The sequence below is a fragment of the Lentibacillus cibarius genome, assembly GCF_005887555.1.
In the GTDB taxonomy this organism is placed as follows: domain Bacteria; phylum Bacillota; class Bacilli; order Bacillales; family Amphibacillaceae; genus Lentibacillus; species Lentibacillus cibarius.
Map to the genome: position 1 here is coordinate 507,864 of NZ_VCIA01000001.1, position 21,381 is coordinate 529,244.

A 21,381-nucleotide genomic window follows, 5' to 3' on the forward strand; every position below is an offset into this window, starting at 1 on the left:
TAGAAGTAGTTCAGCTGATTGGATTTCCCGGGACCACATTACCGCTTTATTCGGTATGATGCGACATAAATGCCTTCAATTCTTCTATGGACCATGTGTTTATGACGGTTTCTTTTTTAATCCACCCTTTTCGAGCCGTACCTACACCATATTGCATATGATCAAACATAGAATAATCATGGGCATCGGTATTAATGGCAATCTTCGCACCAGCCTCCTGTGCCTGATGCACACGCTCGCTGGAAAGGTCGAGCCGATTGGGGTTAGCGTTAATTTCCAGAGCAGTGTTAGTTTCCGCGGCACGTTCAATCAATCGTTCCATATCCACGTCATATCCATCCCGGCGCCCGATAAGTCTCCCGGTTGGATGGGCAATCAGAGATACATATGGATTTTCCAATGCAGCAAACAGCCTTTTCATTATTTTGTCCTGTGATTGTTTAAAACCGGAGTGAATTGCGCCGATAATGAAATCCATTTCTTGTAAAAAAGCATCGTCAAAGTTTAATGTCCCATCAGGTAATATATCCATTTCGACTCCTGCAAAGATATGGATATCACTATATTTTTCATTTAATTTAGCAATTTCTTCTCGTTGTCTGCGGAGCCTTGTTTCATTAAGTCCATTCGCGACCCGCAAAAATTTGGAGTGATCAGTAATTGCAATATAGTTATACTGCTTGCTGCGGGCATAGTTCACCATTTCTTCAAGGGACTGTGCACCGTCACTCCATGTTGTATGCATGTGTAAATCACCACGGATATCACTTGATTCGATTAAGGAAACAGGTTCGCGAAACGCTTCCACCTCACCAGTATTTTCCCGCACTTCAGGTGGTATATAATGCAACCCAAAATGATTGAACAATTGTTGCTCACTCTCAAATGTTATGGTTTCACCTGTTTCTTCAGATTCTGCACCATATTCATTAATTTTTTCATTTTTAGATTTGGCGAGCTGTCTCATAGCGACGTTGTGATCCTTTGAACCTGTAAAATGATGGAGTGTTGTTGCAAATTGTTCAGGTGCAACAATCCGGAAATCCACATTCACATCATAAGCATCCTCCAGGACAACCGATACTTTTGTTTCCCCCTGTGCAATGATATCTTTTATATAATCAAATTCAAGAAGCTGATCACGAACTGCTGCAGGGTTGTTAGAAGCAATGATAAAATCAAGATCCTTTATCGTCTCACGCATTCGCCTTAAGCTACCCGCCCGTGAGAAATCACTAATCTCGTTTATCATGGCCAGTTGCTCTTCAATCCTTTCAGCAATCCCCAGCATAAAGACAATAGGGAGACGTTCCGGACGTTTATTTGCATCTTCCAGTGCAGCCACAATCTTTTCTGCTGATTTTTTCCCAAAACCGTCAAGCGCCTCAATTTGTCCGTTCTCGCAAGCCTGCTTTAGCGTTTCAGCATCAGTGACACCTAACTCCTGATATATTTTGGATAGTTTTTTCCCACCTAGACCAGGCAAGTCCAGTAAAGGGATCAACCCCTCCGGTACTTCCTTTTCCAGTTCCATCAATGTTTCCGAAGTTCCATTCTGAATGTAAGCTTCAATAACGGCACCCGTACCTTTGCCAATGCCTTGGAGCTTTGTGAAATCATCAATATCAGCAATAGACCGGTCATCACGTTCAAGTGCCTGAGCAGCCTTTCGATAAGCCGAGATTTTAAACGGATTTTCCCCCTTCAATTCCAGATAGACCGCTATTTTCTCCAATAATTTAATGACATCTTTTTTATTTACCGTCATTTAACTCACCTTTTTCCATTATTCTTAGGATACCGTGAATTTTCAATTAGGCATGCACTGCTGCAACGAATTTCAAACGATTAACAAACACATGTTACGTTAAACGAGCGCGTTATTTAATTCCGATTCAACTGAAATCAAGCAACTGGTCCATTTGAATGAACCACAGTTCCTTTACACGCTCTGATAAAATCGGTGTATGTTCAATGACAAATAATCCTATTTCTGAATGGTTTATCCAAGTCTGTATTTCTTGCACTGGTGTCAATGCCAATATGTATAAAACGATGAAAACAAGCAAGTAAATCTCAACAAACCCTAACACGGCACCTAGCCAACGGTTAACCGAGTTTAATATCGGGAGTTCAGCCACAAAATCAAGCATCGAGGCAACTATTTGCAGAATTACTTTCACTGCAAAAAAGATGATTGCAAAAGCGATGGCATTATAAAAAGCACCTTTAAGTGGTAATGTTTCAAGAAAATCCGCCCATACACCGCTGCTATTAAGTTCTGGGTATGATATCCAAAGTGCCAGTCTTGCAGCAAGTTCATCATAATAAAAAGCAGCAACAATAAATGCAGCGATGAAACCGATGAAATGGAAGGCTTGTAAAATAAAACCTCTTTTCAACCCCATTAAGAAACCAAATACGAATAAAACAATTAAAATAAAATCTACCATATTACTTGTCCTCTTTCTTATTTAATGATCCCAATAGGGCTGCATATTCCTCTTTCAGCTTCATATAATCACTCATTGTATTAACCGCAGTGAGAACAGCCAGCTCTGTCGAGGTCAGATGCTGATTAGCATCGTGGATCTCCCGCATTTTTTGATCAACCTGGCTGGCAACAAGACGGACATGACTGGGACTTTCCCTACCAACAACTGTATAGTAACGATTATATATTTCAACAGTTTCACGTGTTTTGTCATCCTGGGTCATAAGGGCACCCTCCCTACAAGCGAAAATGATCCATTTTATCGTAACACAAAGACTGCCACGGAGGAAATGTAAATGTTCTTATCAATGAATACTGCTTTTGTTACAAGTTTAAACAGCGAAACAATTCACGTACAACTCCTAAAGTTAATAAATTTCAACTTATAAAATTGAAAGAGGATGGGGTAGAAGACTTTTAGTTAAAGAAAAATCCGAACAATGATTCAGAGATAATATGAATCAGTTCGGATCTTTGCTTATTGAAATTAGCGCAAGAAAAACACGAGGACGGCTTGGAAAAGAAAAGCCTAGCGTGTTTTTCCGAAGTCCTGTTTACTTAAGGCGATGCAGGCTTGCTCAAGTACGTACATACGCATGAAACTTTTCGTTAACACTTGCAACAATTTGCTGATAAGACGCTTCAACCTCATCATCCTGCAGCGTTTTTTCTGGATCCTGATAAAATAAACTATAAGCTACAGATTTCTTTCCTTCAGGTACATTATCCCCTTTGTAAACATCAAAAATACGGACATTTCTAACCAGCGGAGCACCATTCGCCTCGATGATTTCTTTTATGTCACCAGCCCGGACGTCCTCATCAACAATGAATGCAATATCCCTTGCAATGGCCGGATACTTCGGAATCGGCTCATAAGCAGTTGAGTTCGTGTATAGATTAATCACTTGTTCTAAGTCTATATCAAACACAAACGTTTCTCCAAGATCCATTGACTTTTCCAATGCAGGATGTGTCTGGCCCAGGAAGCCAATTGTACGCCCATCCGTTAATATGGCTGCACAGCGACCTGGATGCATGTTAGTCAGTTTGGTCTGTTCAAATGAAACTGGGATGTCTAGAAACTCAAACAAGCCTTCGATTACCCCTTTTACGAGAAAGAAATCAACTTGTTTCTTCTCATGCTGCCATGAATGCTGTAGCCACACGCCTGTCATTGCTCCTGCAAGCCGCAAGTTCTCCAACGGCTGTTGGGAAATCTTTTTTTCATCCGTAATGAATACATTGCCCATTTCAAAATAACTAATATCCATTTGGTTTCTTGCTCTGTTATAGGTCAATGTCTTTAGCAGTTCCGGCAGCATACTCAGTCGTAAATAGTTATGGTCTTCACTCATCGGCATTGGTAACTTGATTGGTTCAGGCTTCTTTTCAAGCAGTTCAGGGCTGATTAGTTTATCTATTGAAGCCTCATCGGTCAATGAATACGTGATTGTTTCCATTAGGCCGGCTCCCTGGAGGTATTTACTTATTTCCCGTTTCAGTTGTTGCCGCTTTGTTAATCCGCCGGCCTGGGATGACCCTTGCGGCAATGTATATGGCAGCTGGTCATATCCGTAAATGCGTGCGATTTCTTCCAGCATATCCTCAAAAATCGTTATATCTCCACGTCTTGTTGGTATCGTCACAGTAAACTGGTCCTGTTTTTTCTCAAATGGAAATTGCAATTTGTTTAAAATTGTCTCGATTTCACTTGCCGTTATCTCGGTTCCCAACCGCTTATTAATCTCACGCTCGGTTATGTCTACCACTTTTTCGGACCGATCTAACTCGTCATAAACAACGGGATCTGCGAGAACAGTCGCTCCAGCATATTTTTCAAGCAGATGGCAAGCTCGGTATCCAGCCCGTTCTACTCGATTGGGATCTACACCTTTTTCAAATCTTGTACTTGAATCACTGCGCAGTCCGGTATCCTTAACCGCTGTACGCACAGCCTGTGGTGCAAAATACGCGGCCTCGAGTAAAATCGTTTTCGTTTGATTATTGACTTCAGAATTGGCACCACCCATGACACCAGCTAGCGCCACAGGCTCATTACCGTTTGTAATGACAAGATGATCACTTGATAGGATTCTTTCCTCTCCGTCCAAAGTCGTCATTTGCTCATGGTCATCCGCACGCCGTATAACAACACTTTTCGAGCCGAATAGGTCATAGTCAAACGCGTGCAGTGGCTGGCCATATTCCAGCAGCACGTAATTGGTAATGTCGACAACATTATTGATTGGCCTAATTCCAGCAGCCATCAGTGCATTGCGCATCCACAGCGGTGACGGCTTAATCTCAATATCTTTTATAATGAACGCCCCGTAATATGGATTCAGTTCAGGAGCTTTAACGTCAACAGAGATATAATCTGATGCCCGTTCACTGTTAAGTTGTACATGTTCTTCCGGCAGTGTTATATCTTTATCCAATATAGCTGCTGTTTCGTATGCGACACCAAGCATACTAAGTGCGTCTGCACGGTTCGGCGTTAAGTCAAATTCCAGTACCGCATCATCCAAGTTCAAAAGGTGCTGGACATCTGCCCCAACTTCAGCATTATCAGGAAATACAAAAATGCCCTCTGCAACATCTTTGGGAACATATTTTTCTGCAATACCCAGTTCCTGTAACGAGCAAATCATACCATTCGATTCAACACCGCGCAGTTTTGTTTTTTTAATTTTAACGTTACCCGGCAGTACAGCACCCGGTTTGGCAACCGCCACTTTTTGTCCCTGTCTGACGTTTGGTGCACCACAGATAATCTGCAGTTTTTCATCGCCAACGTCAACCTGACAAAGGTTCAGTTTATCAGCATTCGGATGCTGTTCACATGTGTCTACATAACCGACAACAACATAGCTGCTCTGTTCGGCGAAATAGTCAATTCCATCCACTTCAATACCAGTCTTCGTAATAAGTTCCGCCAGTTCTTCGGGGGTGGATGATTTGGTATCAACGTATTGGTTAAGCCAGTTTATTGATACAAGCACTATAATGTACCTCCTTTAACATGATGATATTGCCCTAGAAAACGTTTATCATTTGTATAGAAATTCCGAATATCATCAATTCCGTATTTCAACATGGCAATACGATCGGGTCCCATCCCGAATGCAAAACCGGAATATGTTTTTGAGTCATATCCAGCCATTTCCAACACATTCGGATGCACCATTCCGGCACCAAGTATTTCAATCCAGCCGGACTGCTTACATACAGAACAGCCATCACCCTGACATACTTTACAAGAGATGTCCATTTCGACAGATGGCTCCGTAAATGGGAAGAAACTTGGACGCAGACGAATCTTACGGTCACTTCCAAACATACTTTTAGCGAATTTGTCTAAAATTCCTTTCAAATCACTCATTCGGACATGCTTGTCAACAAAAAGCCCTTCAATTTGAGTGAACTGATGCGAATGGGTAGCATCGTCTGTATCCCGACGGTAAACTTTTCCCGGGCATATCATTTTCACTGACCGAGCCCCGCCATACTGCTGCATCGTTCTGGCCTGCACAGGTGAAGTATGTGTACGAAGCAGTAATTCATTTGTTAAATAGAAAGTATCCTGCATATCACGCGCCGGATGCCCTTTAGGCAGATTCAACGCCTCAAAGTTAAAATAATCTGTTTCCACTTCAGGTCCTTCCCGCACTTCAAAGCCCATGCCGATAAACAGATCCTCTATTTCCTCAATAATACTTGTTAACAAATGTGGGCCGCCGACCTGAACCGGACGACCCGGCAATGTTACATCAATCGCCTCTTGTTCAAGTTTTTCCTCCAATGCTGCCTTTTCAAGTGCATCGGTTTTTTTTGTAATCTCATTGGTAATAGCCTCACGTACACTGTTGGCCATCTCTCCTACTGCAGGCCTTTCCTCTTTGGGAAGACTGCCCATTCCGCGCAGCACACTTGTGAGTGATCCTTTCTTGCCTAGGTAAGCCACTTTAATGTCCTGAAGTGCCTTGAGATCAGTTGCTTTATCTATTTCATTAAGTGCTTCCTGACGAATTGTTTCCAACTGTTCTTTCATTTCTATGCCCCCTTATCTTGGTTCTTCGCAGTTTCAGCCAATGTTAGAAAAATTAGGATTTCACCAAATCTTTACAGTGAAAGTTATAATGTCGTCCATCACACTTTCTGACATTAAAAAAGCCTCCTCCCATCTAAGGGACGAGGATAAGATATCGCGGTACCACCCTTGTTGACACAATCGTCTTGTGTCCAACTTTTTTTGATAACGGATATATCTATCCGGTACACCTTTACTTTCGCATAAGGTCCAAGTGCCAGCTCCAGAGTGAAATTGCCGTAAATGCTCCCAGCGAAATGCTTTCAGTCTAAGGCACCTCTTCCCTTTAGCTGTTGCAATTTTTACAGCTCGTCTCTTTCAAAGCTTTTGTATATATGTTCGATGAAATTTCTTTTATTATAAATAGTTTTGGCGAAATATGCAACAATCAGCTTTTAATATAATACATTAAAATGCCTGCTGCAACACTGACATTCAGTGACTCTGCCTTTCCGTAAATAGGGATACTGACCGATTGATCAACTAAGTGGATGATTTCATCCCTAATACCGGATCCTTCATTGCCGACAATTAATGCCTGCTTCTCACTGACGCGCAACGACTCATATGAATCCGCATCCTGTAGTGCAGCGGCCCAGACGGTGAACCCTCGTTTCTGTAGTTCAGGTATTTTTTCCTGCAGGTTTGTCTGCACAACCGGCAAATGGAAGAGGGAACCTTGCGTCGATCTGATCACTTTATCGTTATACAAATCAACTGTTCCCTCACCAAGCATCACTGCAGAAAAGCCGGCAGCATCTGCAGTCCGTATAATCGTACCTAAATTTCCTGGATCCTGAACAGCGTCAATCAGCAAAACCGTATTACCGAGGGCTTCCGTTGATGGTTTAATGTTCACAGTAGCGACAATGCCTTGCGGGGTTTCTGTCTGTGTAATATGCTGCATTATCTTTTTGCTAACGGTGACTATAGGCAGATGCCTGCACCAATCCGGACATGCCGTTTCCTCCGCTATGATAATTTCAGCAATTTCCCATCCGCTTTTATACGCTTCTTCAACTATATGAAATCCTTCCGCAAGAAACAGTCCAGTTTGATTACGACCTTTGCGCTTATGCAGTTTCATCCATTTTTTCACTTTTTCATTTTGCAATGATGTTATAACCATATTCATCCCACACGATCGTTTTTCTTTCTTATCATACATATTTTAGACTGTGTAGGTCAAACTATTATTAGCTTCATTAAACAGAAGAGGTGGTATGATGGATTTAAATTTACGTAAAGCGATTGTATCCAATATCGCTACCAATGATCAGGAACAATTGGAAGCGACGATTGTGGATGCGATTCAGGCAGGCGAAGAAAAAATGCTTCCGGGCTTGGGCGTTCTATTTGAATTAATCTGGGAGCAATCGAATGAACAGGACAAACAGGATATGATTGAGGCACTGGAACAGGGTGTCAAGAATGCAAACGCAACGTAAAGGTAGGTGTTAAAAGCATCTGCCTTTTTATTATTTGTTGAACAAAGGCTTGCTCTTTTCCTAAAGACGTTATAAACTAATAGTGAAATATCGTCTCTTTTGAAATGGCGATTTCACCATCTGCAACATTCGGGATAAACATGAAGGAGATGCTTTTTATGGATATACGCAGTTTACAATCGTTCATTCAGCAGCAGGCGATATCATCATTTACCACCTCTAACTCCTTCCGCCCGCGATTTCCCGTCAATATGGCGTTTAAGTACATGCTGGAGCAGCAGATTAATCAGCAAACGGCAATAGGCCAAGATCAGTTGAACATAACCAAACAGCCAGACATATTTTCTAGCAAGCTGTCACAGGGCAATCCATTTGAATCTTCACCGAAGACGCTTACCCCACACATTAGACAAGCTGCCAATACATTTGGAATCGATCCAAAACTAATCGAATCAGTCATCAAAGCTGAATCCAATTACAACACGCATGCAACTAGTCCCGCCGGTGCACAGGGATTAATGCAGTTAATGCCAGCAACAGCTAAAGCACTTGGGGTTGCAGATTCATTTGATCCGAAACAGAATATCGAAGCCGGAACACAATACTTAAGCGAAATGCTAACAAGATATAACGGTAATATAGAGCTGGCACTTGCGGCGTATAACGCTGGTCCCGGAAATGTGGACAAACACCGAGGCATCCCACCGTTTAATGAAACACAAAAATACGTTAAAAAAGTGATGGATACCTATTTAGGGTAACCACCAGTTGGTAAACGTCATTACGCCTCTTTAATGACATTTATTTTTGGGATGGGAACAAATACAAAATAAAATCGTATTACTCAACTTTCTCAGCCAGAAATGAACACATAAGACTTGAAAGAATTGAGAGAAGAAAGCTGGACATATACTACGCTAGTTGACTTCTTCTAGAACGTTATTTTTTGTACACAAAAGATATATAATGCGACGTAATTACTGAAGTGTTTTCTATAAATACGACGACTTTTCGATCACCGTCCGGGATCGCTGCGGGCGGATGCTTTCCGCGGGCACGGCTTCAGCCTCCTCGCGGAAAATCACCGCTGCGGGGTCTTCAGACTCGTGCTGTTCCCGCAGGAGTCACCGCCCTCCGCTCACCCGGACTAGTAAAGTAGCGTCATTCGTTTTTCTGCCACGGCCCCACTCCAATCAATAAGAACAGCGGAGGAAATACACGGAGACTCCTGTGGGTCGGCTAGATTCGGTCACGTCCTGTGACCAACGCCGACACTAGAACGTCGTGTTCGTCGAAGCAGAAGCCTAGATGAGACCCTGCAGTGCAACGAGCATTACCTCTACCGAATAAGCTACGAGTTGCGAGGAGTGCTGCATCACTAAAATCACTTCCAACACGACGAGCACCCAGCACGAGGAGGCTCATCAGCTGCCCACGGAAAGCGTAGTGTATTTCCGCAGCGGCGGTTTAACACTCATACAAAATTACGTCGCATTATATATCAAATATGATGATAAAACAAACGAATCATTAATCCAAAATAGCGAGTGGAATTATTTCGGAAATTCACTTGCTATTTTGCATATCTATAAGTGGGCAATGAGCGACCGAATACTTCAGGAAAGCCGGCATGTGAAAAGGTTCAAACCATTTCACATGCCGGCTCCATTAATTTAACCCAGTTTAATCTCTTTTACCTTGTCATTGTCCAACTTTTTAATAGTCTCTACAATCAGCTTTACGGCATTTTCAAAATCGTCACGATGCAAAATGGCTGCGTGTGAATGAATATAACGAGTTGCTATCGTGATGGATAACGACGGAACACCATCTGCGGTCAGGTGAATAGAACCGGAGTCCGTTCCTCCGCCTCCCATTGAAGCATATTGATACGGAATATTTTTCTCATCTGCTGTGTCGATTACTAAATCACGGACACCCTTATTCGGGATCATGGATGCATCATAAATAATGATTTGTGGTCCCTCACCTAGTTTGCTGTCCGCTTCTTTATCCGAAACTCCAGGCATATCTCCTGCGATGCCAACATCAACACCAAAGCCAATATCCGGTTTAATTGCGTGTGCAGAAGTGCGTGCACCACGCAAACCAACCTCTTCCTGTACAGTGCCGACACCATAAACGATATTTGGATGTTTTTCGTTTTTCAATTGTTTCAGCACTTCAATGGCAATGGCACAGCCGATACGATTATCCCACGCTTTCGCCATTAGCATTTTTTCATTTTTCATTTGGGTGAATTCAAAATAAGGAACAATAGAGTCCCCCGGGCGAACACCAAATTCCTTTGCTTCCTTTTTGTCCGCTGCACCAATGTCTATAAACATGTCCTCTATTTTCACTGGTTTTTTGCGTTCTTCACTGGACAGAACATGCGGCGGCTTTGATCCAATCAGGCCTGTCACATCGCCTTTAGCTGTAATGATGGTGACACGCTGGGCGAGCATAACCTGTCCCCACCAGCCACCAATTGTCTGGAAATAAACGAATCCGTTATCGTCGATTCTGGTAACCATGAATCCTACTTCGTCCAAATGACCGGCAACCATTACTTTCGGGCCGTCCGCTTCCCCTGTCTTCTTTGCAATCAAGCTTCCAAGGTTGTCCGTATACACATCATCAGCATGTGGGGATATATATTTTTCCATAACTTCCCTTGCTTCTTTTTCATTTCCGGAAATTCCTTTTGCGTCAGTCAAGTCTTTTAGCATTATGTTTGTTTCATCTAACTTTGCCATATGTAACAACCTCCTTTATTATCTCTTTCATTATAACGCTTTCAGTTATGATTACAAACTATTTCCATATCAGTATCCCTGATCCTGCCGCTTGTGATTGATTTCGTTTTTCTCCCTGTAGGCATCAATAATAGCTTGTTCATCAAATCCAAGTAACTCCCCTAGCTGTACATAATGACCTAATAATTCCTCATAATTTTGTTGAGTTGGATGATAATAAAAGGTGGCACATGCATCGTAAACACGAATAAACTGTTCAGATTCGTCTGAGTTCGCGGTATTCACCGAACCAGGCAGATTTCGATACCCCTTTTCCAGCCCCAATGACAAAATGAAATGAATACCATCAACATATTCTTCCAAAATAATGGATTGTTTATTCTTGGGCTTCAAGCTCCAGAATTTAAAACATCTAGTCTCATTTGCCAATTCGCCTAATTCGGTCAGCAAGGCCAAATATTTTTTCTGAAACAAATCCACATGCTGCAAATCATGCTGCGATTCGATATAATCATCCAGCTGGCTTTGCATTTTATATAATGATGACCACTCCATTAAATACACCTCTTTCCTTTTTCCCCATTGTAACACGTGTAGACATGTAACAGGGAAAACAGCGACATTACAAAAACTATGGGGCTTGGACAAAAAACTTTTAGTTAAAGAAAAATCCGAACGACAATTCATAATTAATCTGAATCGATTCGGATTTTTCATTTTCCGGAGCGGTGACTACTTCTTAAGTATATTCTTTGTCATGTTTAGTTTTGTCCCAGCCTCTTTTACCCACATAACGAAAATTAGACCTTCATCAAATTGTTAGGCACTGAACTGAAAGAAATCGTCCCATTTGATAATCATTTCTTTTCTTCGTAAGAGATAAATAAGTGGTAGCAATGCAAGTAAAAATAAGAGGATGTGTAGTGGGGACAAACGTGAGACCCATTGACCGACAGAAGTATAAATGACTGCCAACGGAATATTTGTCAGCAATGATGTTTTCGTATAGTCTCTGAAATCCGTTGAAATTTCTATCAAACATAATGATAACAGGTGAAAATGAATAAAAGGCACTAAGCGCAGTATAGCAATTTGTGAAGTGGTAAGTTCCGATTTTTTGCCAAGTAGCCGCTGCTTCAAGCGGACGAGTTTGGTGAATGTTTTTGGCATCCAGTTAATTAAGCCATAAAACATCACGCTCGATAACGTTATCCCGATAACAGAATACAATGTACCAGCCGCAGTGCCAAAAAGAATGCCACCCGAAATGCATAGAAATACTACCGGGAGAAAGAACAGCGGCCGCAATAGATGAAAACTAATGAATAAAACCGGTGCAAATAGGCCGCCAGTTTCAATGAATGCCAATATATAATTGCCCAACAGCTCCATTCCATCCCTCCTTCATCAGTTTTTGCTCCTCATCAGTAATCTATATGACAAGAGACGAGCCATTATGACATGATAACAACGTAGAAGAAAAATGCTGCCTGAAGGAAAATGAGCATTGGTATACCGATGATAAACGAGCGATGTTTTGTTTTATGACGGTATTGTCTCATCGCGAGAAAGACTCCTAACGCACCGCCAAAAAATCCCAGCACCCAAAACGTTCGCTCCGATATACGGAAGGCTTTCTTTTTTGCCTTATGTTTATCAATTGCCATTAATATAAATGCAATAACATTAATACCGATAAAATAAAGGAAAATCGTCCCCGTAATCTGCATTCCTGTGATCTCCTTTTAAGAACAAAGGCGCAAGTATCTGTCTCCTTGCACTTGTACTTTACAATAAAATTTTCAACTGCACCAATTCATACTTTTTGCTGAAAGTTTATATTTTCTTAAAGTGCAAAAAAAGAACCAAACCCGTTAAAAGGATTTGGCTACTTTTACGCATGATAACCCGTAAAATAAAACTTATTTTATTTTAGGGCAGCTTTTGCTTTTTCTGTCAACTGTGTGAAAGCTTGCTCATCATTCACTGCCAGATCAGAGAGCATTTTACGGTTAACTTCCACGCCAGCTTGTTTTAGACCATGCATCAATCTACTGTATGAAATGTCATTCATGCGTGCTGCAGCATTGATACGTGCAATCCAAAGCTTACGGAAATCACGTTTTTTCTGTCTGCGGTCACGATAAGCATATTGACCGGATTTCATCACTTGCTGTTTTGCTGTTTTAAATAACGTCCGTTTCGAACCATAATAACCTTTTGCCAATTTTAATACGCGTTTGCGACGCTGTCGTGTTACTGTTCCACCTTTTACACGTGGCATAGTAAATCCCTCCTGAATACCATTAAACAGTCGTTTGAATAGTCATTTTTATGCAGAATCGATTAAATGCTTATTAATATGGAAGCATTGTTTTGATACGTCTGAAGTCACTCTTTGAAACAGTGGTCGTTTTACGTAATTTACGCTTTTGCTTTTGTGATTTATTTGCAAACATGTGGCTTGTGTACGCATGCCCACGTTTTAATTTGCCTGTGCCTGTTTTGCTGAAACGTTTTTGTGAACCTTTATGGGATTTCATTTTTGGCATACTGGTTTTCCTCCTTGTGCAGTTAAAAACTTATTTTTCTTTGATCGGTGCAAGCATCATAAACATATTGCGACCTTCCATCTTCGGCTTAGACTCGACGGTTGCAACATCGTTTGTTTCCTCCGCCATCCGGTCAAGCACTTCACGGCCAAGGTCTTTGTGTGTAATAGCACGTCCGCGGAAACGGACCGATGCCTTCACTTTATCACCTTTAGATAAAAACTTTCTGGCGTTCTTCAATTTGGTGTTAAAATCATGTTCGCCAATTCCTGGGGTGAATCGCACTTCTTTAACATTAATTACTTTTTGCTTTTTACGTGCTTCTTTCTCTTTCTTTTGCTGTTCAAAGCGGTATTTCCCGTAATTCATAATCCGACACACCGGTGGTTTAGCGTTCGGCGCCACCATAACTAGATCAAGATTCCGTGTTTGGGCAATATCGAGCGCTTCGTTACGTGATTTCACTCCCAGCTGATCTCCATTCGAGTCAATCAAACGTACCTCTTTGGCACGAATTTTTTCATTGACGTTCATCTCTTTGCTAATTGCAAGACACCTCCATTTTTTATTCTTGTTACTGATCCGTCATAGACAAGCGTTTATTTACCAGACAAAGACGTGTGAGCACACGAATGCACCCACACGTCTTCCATCGTTCACTGAAAAGTACTAAAACCAGCCGACTGCATTATTACCCAGCGTCGAACAGGTGAGAAGCGGGTGCTTCTACTTGTCTCAGATCATTTAATTTTAACTTTTATAGAATAGCATTCACCTAATACATTGTCAACCTTTATCTACTATCACTAAACATCCATTCTCATTATATCATGGTTCCAGCAGAATAAAAAGCCCAGAAAAATGTTCATACCACCGTTGTGGTTTGTTATTTTTTTCGCAGCACCTTTTGGTTGATTTCTTCTTTAATCATGCTTTCAAATTCTCCATAGGACATTGTCTGTGAATCATTCTCCCCATAGCGACGGACATTCACAGCGTTATTTTCAATTTCATTATCCCCTAGCACTAATGCAAATGGGACCTTTTGTGTCTGCGCTTCACGTATTTTATATCCGATCTTCTCATCACGCTCATCGACTTCTACACGCACACCCTGGTATCGCAATTTATCAGCGACTTTAGACGCATAATCTAGATGAGCCTGTGGTGCGACCGGAATGATTTTTGCCTGTACAGGTGCCAACCATGTCGGGAACGCACCCTTATACTCTTCAATCAGAAAAGCAACAAACCGTTCCATGGTAGAAACGACACCACGGTGGATGACAACTGGCCGATGCTGGTTTCCATCTTCACCGATATAAGTCAGATCGAATCGTTCCGGTAACTGGTAATCAAGCTGCACAGTGGACAACGTTTCATCCTTGCCTAGCGCTGTTTTCACTTGGACATCAAGCTTCGGACCGTAAAATGCTGCTTCGCCCTCTGCTTCAATGTATTCGACATTCATCTCCTCCATCGTTTCCTTCAGCATCGCCTGTGCCTTTTCCCACATTTCGTCATTGTCAATATACTTTTCCTTGTCTTCCGGATCACGATAGGAAAGACGGAAGTAGTAATCATCAATCCCGAAATCCTTATATACTTTCTGAACTAGTTCGACAACCCGGACAAATTCATCCTTTAACTGGTCAGGACGGGCAAAAATGTGTGCATCGTTCAATGTCATAGCACGGACCCGTTGCAGCCCTGCCAGTGCCCCGGACATTTCATAACGATGCATCGTTCCCAGCTCTGCAATCCGTACTGGTAGATTACGGTAACTCCACAGCTGGTTTTTGTACACCATCATGTGATGCGGGCAGTTCATCGGACGCAGGACAAGATCCTCGTTATCCATTTCCATTGCAGGGAACATATCGTCCTGATAATGATCCCAGTGACCGCTTGTCTTATAAAGGTCTACACTTCCCAGCACCGGTGTATACACATGGTCATAGCCCAGTCGTTCTTCCAGGTCAACAATGTAACGCTCGATATTGCGGCGGATTGTCGCCCCTTTCGGTAACCAGAGTGGCAGGCCTTGTCCAACCTTTTGTGAAACGTTAAATATTTCTAGTTCTTTGCCAAGCTTGCGATGATCGCGTTCTTTCCGTTCTTCCAAAATACGCAGGTATTCATCAAGTTGCCCCTGCTTTTCAAAGGCCGTGCCATATACACGCTGTAGTTGCTTATTATTGCTGTCTCCACGCCAATAAGCCCCAGATACGCTAAGCAATTTAAATGCTTTGATTTTGCTTGTGGATGGAACATGAATCCCGCGGCACAAGTCAAAAAATTCCCCTTGTCTATAAATGGTTACTTGCTCATCTTCCGGGATATCATCAATCAATTCTAGTTTCAGGTTATCACCAATCTCCCGGAACATTTCCTTTGCCTCGTTGCGAGAAACCTCCACACGTTCAATTTCCAGGTTCTCATCAACAATTTTTTTCATTTCTTTTTCAATCTTAGGAAGATCGTCCGGAGTCAACGAATGCTCCAAGTCCATATCATAATAAAAGCCCTCTTCAATGACTGGACCAACGCCGAAATTGACATCACCGTACAATCTAGTGATTGCTTGTGCCAAAAGGTGGGCTGTGGAGTGACGCATAATGTCAATACCTTCATTGTCTCTGTAAGTAACAATCTCAATTGCACCGTCATGAGGCAATTCTCGCCGGAGATCCACTAATTCCCCGTCTAGCTTAACGGCAAGTGCCTGTTTCTTCAGTCCAGGGGAAATGGAGGCTGCGATATCCTCCCCGGTTGTTCCTGCTGGATACTGTTTGCTTGCTCCATCCGGAAAAGTAATCGTTAATTGTTCCATAGTCAACTGCTCCTTCCATGAATCCTAGTTTAACCATTTCATAATAAGGCTTTTAAGTAAAATATCGTGTTTATTCGGTCCGCGGGTTCGATAACAACAATAATACAAAAAGAGCCTAAAAAAGCGCCCACCCCTCTGCATTAAAGCAAAGGGACGAGCGCTGGTCACGTGGTTCCACCCTATTTCCCGCAAAGAATTGCGGCTCATAAATCGTTAACGCAGATTACGCGCTGCTGTTTACTAATTTCATTCAACAACAGAGTTCAAAGGGGGTAATCATCTGTCCAGTCAGTGGAAGCTTTCAGCCGATGACTTCCTTCTCTTTGCTGCCGGGGGCAAATGACCATGTCCTCATCATAACTACTATCATTATATAGGAAATATTATAGCTTCCGTTTCATATAAAATCAAGCTTTTTTCACTATTAATTGCGAGAAATTTTACAACTACAGCTAAAAATTATTTGATTGATTATTCTACTTATGAGTCAGTTGATACGGAAATGGAAAACGGCTTACCGGCTCAAACGTCACCCGTTCCTGAAAAACATTGATTACTGTTAATGTTTTCGGGTCAGATGGACTGTCACCATATATATTAATCGATTCCGGACTCATCGCAATCAGCGGTGCCAAATTCAATTCATCTTCGTCAAGTCCAACCACGTATAGCGGTTCCTGTTGCATCAACTTGCGCAAGTCAATTCTAGACAAACGTTTCCCATCGGGTTTAAAAAAGACAAATGGCTCACCTTGAACAACATGAATCGTATGGAACAGTGATTTGCGTTTCATAACATAACTGCGCAGCATATCAATGAACGCCTGATGGTCCTCCTCCCGCTTAAACTCATCAATAGCAAGCCCAACATAATCGGCAAGTTGATCTTTAAAAACTTTTGATTGGAAATTAACGATGGAATCAAAATGGACTGCCCCGGAATTTTTAATATTGGCGGAAAAGAGGGAATAAAGCACTCTGCAAGGGTCTTTATTATTTCTTACAATCTGATTTTCATCATCATCCCCTGTGACGATACGATAGGACAAATCCATAATACGTTCAATTTCATCGGAATTCGTATAATAATAATAATCTTTTATGATGCCATCCAACATACCCGTCAGCCGATGCGTTACAAAAACTCCGACCATTGCCTCTGCGATTGTCCCCATTAGATCACTGCCGGGCACCTGATAATCCAGTTGTAGATGATTCCCCCACTCTGTATTTACTTTCCAGTGCAGTTCAATCTTCTTGTTGATTTGAAATAAATACTCACAAAAACGTATCGCCTCTTTATCCGATTCAAAATATACTTCCAACAAAAACATCACCCTCATCCCAAAACAAACTGTTACATTATATGGACATCCATAATAAAAAATGTATATTCCCATAAAACTAGTACAGACCTATGTTAAGGTTAAACAAAGTAGGATGAGGAAGTTAAACTCTATTGCTGGAGCCGGACGTGGCTTAACTTTGCAAGTAAAAGTTATATCGATAAATTTTATAGTTTCTTATCCTTAAAAAAGTGTCCATCCAAATTGTAATTGGATAGACACTCAAGGAACGGTTTGTCATAAATAACCGTTGTTACATGCTTTATAGATAATTATTGATCACGGCGGTTTTTACCACGTAGTTCTACTTCGCTGCTCACCTGTTTAATTCGTTCAATAATTCGCCCTGCTTTGACCGTTTCACTCCCCCCTCGATTGGTTGTTGCCATTTGTTCTTCCAGTTGGTCGAGACTGTAATTGGATGTAAAGAACACCGGCAGATTTTCCATCATCCGATACTGCAGAATAGATCCTAGTATTTCATCCCGGAACCATGCGGACTGTGTTTCGGCACCAATATCATCGAGCATAAGTACATCAGTGTTTTTAAAATAGTTAATTTTTTCATTAATAGAATCGTCTTTAATGGAGCTTTTCATTTCTCGGACAAATTCAGGCATATAGATAAGCATGGATGACTTATGATAGTCCTTTAGCGCATTGGCAAGCGCACCAATCAAATAGGTTTTTCCGACACCGAATGGCCCATGGAAGTAAATACCCTTTGCCGGCAATTCAAAACTTGTCTGATCAAGGAAAAGGAGAAGCTGACGAATCCCTTCGCCCCGCTGGCTATCGTGGTCAATATCGTCAATTGAAGCGCGCAATATTTCTTTTGGCATGTATAAACTTTGAATCAGATTTTGCTGTTCTTTTTCCTTTTCAAATGTCTTCCTGTTATGGCATTTTTCATATACGATATCAATTTCACCATTATCTGCCCTTAGAATCGGGGAATATCCTTGAAGCATGTTTATGCACTGACCCAATGATTCACACTTGTCACATTGCTTGGATTGCGTCTTATATTCATACAATTTGATAAGGCTTTTGTCCACTTCCGCTTGATTAAGTTGCGGATTTAATGATAGGAATTCTCGAATTTCCGGATCATTCAGTACTTCTTCCCGTACACGCAAATAGTTTTCTTTAAAATTTTTATTCTTTTGCATCCATTTCTTCAACTCAGATTGTACCGGCTTCATAAAACCATCCTTATAATTATCCATTCTTCTTTTTGGAGTATTTCTTCAGTAGCTGTTCTGTCTCCTGCCATTCTTTATCAGTGTTAGAATGCTGAGGTTTATCGTCGTTTTCCTGTTTTTTCTTTTTACGATTATGAAACCAATCGGGAACAACTTCTTTGGAGGCAGTTTTTTTAGTCGATTTTTTCCTATTTTTACGCTGTTGATATTGCATTTTTTCGTTTTTCGCAAAGGCAATAGCTTCGCGAGCCGTTTTCAAATTAGCCCGTGACCAGTGGCTTGCTATTGTTTCCATATATGCTTTGGAAAGTTTCATGTTGGTCTGAAGCAGGACATAATGAATTAAAACATTCATAACGGGCGATGGTAATCCCTGTGTTGTCATTACTTCCCTAATCACTTTCAAATCCTGTCCGGAAGCCTGTCCACCATTGGACAAGTCTTCAAGCAACTGTTTCGGTGATATTCTTTCCAGTTCGGCTATGAGCTGTTCTTCTTTCGTCGTAGGATTTTGTACTGCTTCCTCGGTTGTTTCCACTTGCTTATCAGTCAGCCTTACAGTCCCCTGGTGATTATTCCGAAATAAATCATGGCACGCCTCTTTAAATTCACCGCGGTTAAGTGTATTCTCCTCCGTCAACGCCCATAACACAGCCTTCTCTACTTCATACTCCGGTAAATCATATAGTGTCATCATCTGTGCGATTAGTTGTCTATTTTTATTTGTCAGCACTTGACCAGTTGGAATCATACGTTGTTTCAGAACTTGTTCCATCCAAGAAAAATCTGGCTCCATTATATCTCCAGTTGATTCATCTTGCAGATCACCTGCCGCTTCCATATACCTTCCATCAGGAAAAATCGTTTGAAAAACATCGTTAAAAGAAGCCGTAATATTTGCACCCTTGTTATCCTGCTCTTGTTTTACATAATGATTTTTCAACATATCAAACTTTGCCTGCCCGATATGATGATACAAGAGCTGTGCAAGCATTTCATCCGTGAAAAATTGCGCCGGTGCAAAAGGTGGACGCAATTCATACGTATAAATACTGTATTCATCTGATTGCTCCTTAAAGGTTTTCATTAGACCAATGCCTTCCAATTTTAGTCTAGCCCGATAAAGATCATCCAGTGGCAAATTCATGTAGTTCATCAATGTATGATGTGTTTGTACTGTTGATTGCTGCTGCAATTCTTTTTCATGCAGAAGGGTCATATATAATGTAACTGCCTGTATACCAATAAGCGGCTGATATAAATGTGTCAGCGACTTTAAATAATCCGCTGGTTGACTTTTTTCCATCAACACATGGTAGCCATCAATCGGCAGAATTTTTCCTATGTCACGCATGATACAATCCCTTTCCTCACTTTGACTTTCTCAAATCATGGGCATTTTAATCGTTTTGTTGTTTATCTGACTTTATCAGATCTTTTAATTCGTCCAAAAAAACGGAAATATCCTTGAACTGCCTGTAAACTGAGGCAAAACGAACATACGCTACCTCATCTATTGTTGAAAGCTGCTCCATAACCATTTCGCCTATCTCGTTGCTTTCTACTTCCGAAACCCCCTCGTTTCGCAATCCTTTTTCTACTTCAAGTGCTATTTCTTCAATGGACTCTAGTGGCACCGGCCGTTTTTCACACGCCTTAATGAGCCCGCGTATCAGTTTCTCGCGGCTGTATTCCTGTCTAGTGCCATCTTTTTTAACAACAATCAAAGGTACTTCTTCAATCCGTTCGAATGTCGTAAACCGGAACCCGCAGCGTTCACATTCTCTGCGCCTGCGAATAGAACGCCCTTCTTCAATCGGCCGTGAGTCCAACACTTTCGTACTTTTGTTATGGCAATTTGAGCATCGCATTTTGTTTAACTCCAATCATTCTTAGCTGAATGCAGCCTTAGGGATTTTTTATAAGCGGTAGTTCTTTATCTACGTAAGAATATAATTGTTGAATCACTTTATAGCTGTAGCCAAAATCAAATGGAAGCATCGATTCGGTTGTAACCGAAAAGTCAATTGCTGTCCGGTAAGGCCTAACCATGATTATCGATGCTACGATAAATGCTTTTCTGCCCTTAGAAATGGTTGCACTGATTTCTCCATGGGAGTTTGACATTGCATGTAAATGATATATTTCATTGTTTTGAAATAGATTCTCAAGTGTGGTTAAGCCTTTTTCGGCAGTTATTTTATAATAGTGTGTCTGCAACAAAGGATCAGTATGTGTATCATTTGTTTCAGCATGATTACTGAAATACTTTGCAATGATATTTCGAAATGACAATTCAAACACCTCATTCCAAAGCAAAATATAAAGCGGAACTCCATTCAATAGGCCTTGCGCTAGGTCTTGGCAGTGGAGGTATCCGCACAGGACGCTGCGTTATTATCACCATGGCAGTATGATTGCCCGCCTTTGTCTTTTAATCACACCTCGTAAGTTTGAGGTGGGTCCTTGTAACAGTACGGTTAAAATAATCGACAATTATATTGCTTTCTATTTTAACACGATTTTCTTATTTGGAGTAAGGGAAAAGAACAAAACTTGCATCATAAATGCTTTTCATGGAGGAGGCTAGCAGTTAAAAACTAAGGAAATTGAAAAAGGAACTGATTAAGACAGTTCCTTTCTCACTCGAT

General features: G+C 41.4%; 21 protein-coding genes and 2 other annotated features. Of the genes, 2 read left to right on the forward strand and 19 right to left on the reverse strand.

All coding sequences use genetic code 11. From position 1 onward, the window contains the following. Positions 1–46: 46 nt before the first annotated feature. The 6 genes from polX to FFL34_RS02630 form a co-directional block, all read right to left on the reverse strand. Positions 47–1,768: a DNA polymerase/3'-5' exonuclease PolX gene (gene polX / locus FFL34_RS02605; protein ID WP_138601077.1), complete on the reverse strand. Its 1,722-nt coding sequence runs from the start codon at positions 1,766–1,768 to the stop codon at positions 47–49. 127 nt (positions 1,769–1,895) lie between these two features. Further along, on the reverse strand, positions 1,896–2,453 hold the full coding sequence (locus FFL34_RS02610; protein WP_138601079.1) for a CvpA family protein: 558 nt from the start codon (positions 2,451–2,453) through the stop codon (positions 1,896–1,898). A 1-nt stretch (position 2,454) separates the two neighbouring features. Next, positions 2,455–2,718 (reverse strand): cell division protein ZapA, encoded by a 264-nt coding sequence (gene zapA, locus FFL34_RS02615; RefSeq protein ID WP_138601081.1) that lies wholly within the window; start codon positions 2,716–2,718, stop codon positions 2,455–2,457. A 354-nt stretch (positions 2,719–3,072) separates the two neighbouring features. Continuing rightward, positions 3,073–5,499, reverse strand: coding sequence for a phenylalanine--tRNA ligase subunit beta (pheT, locus tag FFL34_RS02620; RefSeq protein WP_138601083.1), 2,427 nt, complete (start codon positions 5,497–5,499; stop codon positions 3,073–3,075). Next, on the reverse strand, positions 5,499–6,548 hold the full coding sequence (gene pheS / locus FFL34_RS02625) for a phenylalanine--tRNA ligase subunit alpha (RefSeq protein WP_138601085.1): 1,050 nt from the start codon (positions 6,546–6,548) through the stop codon (positions 5,499–5,501). Before pheS ends, pheT begins: the two co-directional genes overlap by 1 nt. Before the next feature lie 427 nt (positions 6,549–6,975). Next, entirely contained in the window at positions 6,976–7,716 is a 741-nt protein-coding gene (locus FFL34_RS02630; RefSeq protein WP_138601087.1) for a TrmH family RNA methyltransferase, read from the reverse strand. 97 nt (positions 7,717–7,813) lie between these two features. Between FFL34_RS02630 and sspI the strand changes: the two genes are divergently transcribed. Both sspI and FFL34_RS18905 read left to right on the forward strand, forming a co-directional pair. Beyond that, positions 7,814–8,035 (forward strand): small acid-soluble spore protein SspI, encoded by a 222-nt coding sequence (gene sspI, locus FFL34_RS02635; protein ID WP_138601089.1) that lies wholly within the window; start codon positions 7,814–7,816, stop codon positions 8,033–8,035. A gap of 158 nt (positions 8,036–8,193) precedes the next feature. Beyond that, the gene (locus FFL34_RS18905; RefSeq protein WP_138601091.1) at positions 8,194–8,796 is read left to right on the forward strand and encodes a lytic transglycosylase domain-containing protein; all 603 of its coding nucleotides are present in this window, start codon (positions 8,194–8,196) and stop codon (positions 8,794–8,796) included. Between the two features lie 912 nt (positions 8,797–9,708). Here the strand turns inward: FFL34_RS18905 and FFL34_RS02645 are convergent. The 13 genes from FFL34_RS02645 to FFL34_RS02705 all read right to left on the reverse strand — a co-directional run bounded on the left by FFL34_RS02645 (position 9,709) and on the right by FFL34_RS02705 (position 21,034). Continuing rightward, the gene (locus tag FFL34_RS02645) at positions 9,709–10,794 is read right to left on the reverse strand and encodes a M42 family metallopeptidase (RefSeq protein WP_138601093.1); all 1,086 of its coding nucleotides are present in this window, start codon (positions 10,792–10,794) and stop codon (positions 9,709–9,711) included. Positions 10,795–10,863: 69 nt separating this feature from the next. After that, on the reverse strand, positions 10,864–11,349 hold the full coding sequence (locus FFL34_RS02650) for a dUTP diphosphatase (RefSeq protein WP_138601095.1): 486 nt from the start codon (positions 11,347–11,349) through the stop codon (positions 10,864–10,866). Between the two features lie 264 nt (positions 11,350–11,613). Beyond that, positions 11,614–12,186, reverse strand: a complete 573-nt coding sequence (locus FFL34_RS02655) for a TVP38/TMEM64 family protein (protein WP_138601097.1) — start codon at positions 12,184–12,186, stop codon at positions 11,614–11,616. A 62-nt stretch (positions 12,187–12,248) separates the two neighbouring features. After that, entirely contained in the window at positions 12,249–12,524 is a 276-nt protein-coding gene (locus FFL34_RS02660; RefSeq protein ID WP_138601099.1) for a DUF1294 domain-containing protein, read from the reverse strand. A 197-nt stretch (positions 12,525–12,721) separates the two neighbouring features. Further along, entirely contained in the window at positions 12,722–13,078 is a 357-nt protein-coding gene (gene rplT, locus FFL34_RS02665; protein WP_138601101.1) for a 50S ribosomal protein L20, read from the reverse strand. A gap of 73 nt (positions 13,079–13,151) precedes the next feature. Then, entirely contained in the window at positions 13,152–13,346 is a 195-nt protein-coding gene (gene rpmI / locus FFL34_RS02670; RefSeq protein WP_138601103.1) for a 50S ribosomal protein L35, read from the reverse strand. Positions 13,347–13,376: 30 nt separating this feature from the next. Continuing rightward, entirely contained in the window at positions 13,377–13,880 is a 504-nt protein-coding gene (infC, locus tag FFL34_RS02675; protein ID WP_138601104.1) for a translation initiation factor IF-3, read from the reverse strand. A gap of 72 nt (positions 13,881–13,952) precedes the next feature. Beyond that, positions 13,953–14,084: a sequence feature (ribosomal protein L20 leader region), on the reverse strand. Positions 14,085–14,232: 148 nt separating this feature from the next. Continuing rightward, positions 14,233–16,179: a threonine--tRNA ligase gene (gene thrS / locus FFL34_RS02680; protein WP_138601105.1), complete on the reverse strand. Its 1,947-nt coding sequence runs from the start codon at positions 16,177–16,179 to the stop codon at positions 14,233–14,235. A gap of 146 nt (positions 16,180–16,325) precedes the next feature. Next, positions 16,326–16,546: a binding site (T-box leader), on the reverse strand. 109 nt (positions 16,547–16,655) lie between these two features. Continuing rightward, a complete protein-coding gene (gene ytxC, locus FFL34_RS02685) occupies positions 16,656–17,513 on the reverse strand; it encodes a sporulation protein YtxC (protein WP_234031408.1) in 858 nt (285 codons plus the stop codon). 284 nt (positions 17,514–17,797) lie between these two features. After that, entirely contained in the window at positions 17,798–18,730 is a 933-nt protein-coding gene (dnaI, locus tag FFL34_RS02690) for a primosomal protein DnaI (RefSeq protein WP_138601107.1), read from the reverse strand. Between the two features lie 16 nt (positions 18,731–18,746). Then, positions 18,747–20,084: a replication initiation and membrane attachment family protein gene (locus FFL34_RS02695; RefSeq protein ID WP_138601108.1), complete on the reverse strand. Its 1,338-nt coding sequence runs from the start codon at positions 20,082–20,084 to the stop codon at positions 18,747–18,749. 46 nt (positions 20,085–20,130) lie between these two features. Further along, positions 20,131–20,601 carry a transcriptional regulator NrdR gene (nrdR, locus tag FFL34_RS02700; RefSeq protein WP_138601111.1) on the reverse strand — a complete coding sequence of 157 codons (471 nt, stop codon included), beginning with the start codon at positions 20,599–20,601 and terminating at the stop codon, positions 20,131–20,133. A 37-nt stretch (positions 20,602–20,638) separates the two neighbouring features. Further along, on the reverse strand, positions 20,639–21,034 hold the full coding sequence (locus FFL34_RS02705) for a cytosolic protein (RefSeq protein ID WP_411712839.1): 396 nt from the start codon (positions 21,032–21,034) through the stop codon (positions 20,639–20,641). Between the last annotated feature and the right edge of the window lie 347 nt (positions 21,035–21,381).

What these genes read in the sequence shown, in the direction of transcription:
- FFL34_RS02660 (WP_138601099.1), bottom strand. Translation starts at nt 12,524, where the DNA reads ATGCAGATTACGGGGACGATTTTCCTTTATTTTATCGGTATTAATGTT.
- infC (WP_138601104.1), bottom strand. Translation starts at nt 13,880, where the DNA reads ATGAACGTCAATGAAAAAATTCGTGCCAAAGAGGTACGTTTGATTGAC.
- dnaI (WP_138601107.1), bottom strand. Translation starts at nt 18,730, where the DNA reads ATGAAGCCGGTACAATCTGAGTTGAAGAAATGGATGCAAAAGAATAAA.
- nrdR (WP_138601111.1), bottom strand. Translation starts at nt 20,601, where the DNA reads ATGCGATGCTCAAATTGCCATAACAAAAGTACGAAAGTGTTGGACTCA.
- FFL34_RS02645 (WP_138601093.1), bottom strand. Translation starts at nt 10,794, where the DNA reads ATGGCAAAGTTAGATGAAACAAACATAATGCTAAAAGACTTGACTGAC.
- sspI (WP_138601089.1), top strand. Translation starts at nt 7,814, where the DNA reads ATGGATTTAAATTTACGTAAAGCGATTGTATCCAATATCGCTACCAAT.
- zapA (WP_138601081.1), bottom strand. Translation starts at nt 2,718, where the DNA reads ATGACCCAGGATGACAAAACACGTGAAACTGTTGAAATATATAATCGT.
- ytxC (WP_234031408.1), bottom strand. Translation starts at nt 17,513, where the DNA reads ATGTTTTTGTTGGAAGTATATTTTGAATCGGATAAAGAGGCGATACGT.
- polX (WP_138601077.1), bottom strand. Translation starts at nt 1,768, where the DNA reads ATGACGGTAAATAAAAAAGATGTCATTAAATTATTGGAGAAAATAGCG.
- rplT (WP_138601101.1), bottom strand. Translation starts at nt 13,078, where the DNA reads ATGCCACGTGTAAAAGGTGGAACAGTAACACGACAGCGTCGCAAACGC.
- FFL34_RS18905 (WP_138601091.1), top strand. Translation starts at nt 8,194, where the DNA reads ATGGATATACGCAGTTTACAATCGTTCATTCAGCAGCAGGCGATATCA.
- FFL34_RS02695 (WP_138601108.1), bottom strand. Translation starts at nt 20,084, where the DNA reads ATGCGTGACATAGGAAAAATTCTGCCGATTGATGGCTACCATGTGTTG.
- FFL34_RS02655 (WP_138601097.1), bottom strand. Translation starts at nt 12,186, where the DNA reads ATGGAGCTGTTGGGCAATTATATATTGGCATTCATTGAAACTGGCGGC.
- pheS (WP_138601085.1), bottom strand. Translation starts at nt 6,548, where the DNA reads ATGAAAGAACAGTTGGAAACAATTCGTCAGGAAGCACTTAATGAAATA.
- FFL34_RS02610 (WP_138601079.1), bottom strand. Translation starts at nt 2,453, where the DNA reads ATGGTAGATTTTATTTTAATTGTTTTATTCGTATTTGGTTTCTTAATG.
- FFL34_RS02650 (WP_138601095.1), bottom strand. Translation starts at nt 11,349, where the DNA reads ATGGAGTGGTCATCATTATATAAAATGCAAAGCCAGCTGGATGATTAT.
- thrS (WP_138601105.1), bottom strand. Translation starts at nt 16,179, where the DNA reads ATGGAACAATTAACGATTACTTTTCCGGATGGAGCAAGCAAACAGTAT.
- FFL34_RS02630 (WP_138601087.1), bottom strand. Translation starts at nt 7,716, where the DNA reads ATGGTTATAACATCATTGCAAAATGAAAAAGTGAAAAAATGGATGAAA.
- rpmI (WP_138601103.1), bottom strand. Translation starts at nt 13,346, where the DNA reads ATGCCAAAAATGAAATCCCATAAAGGTTCACAAAAACGTTTCAGCAAA.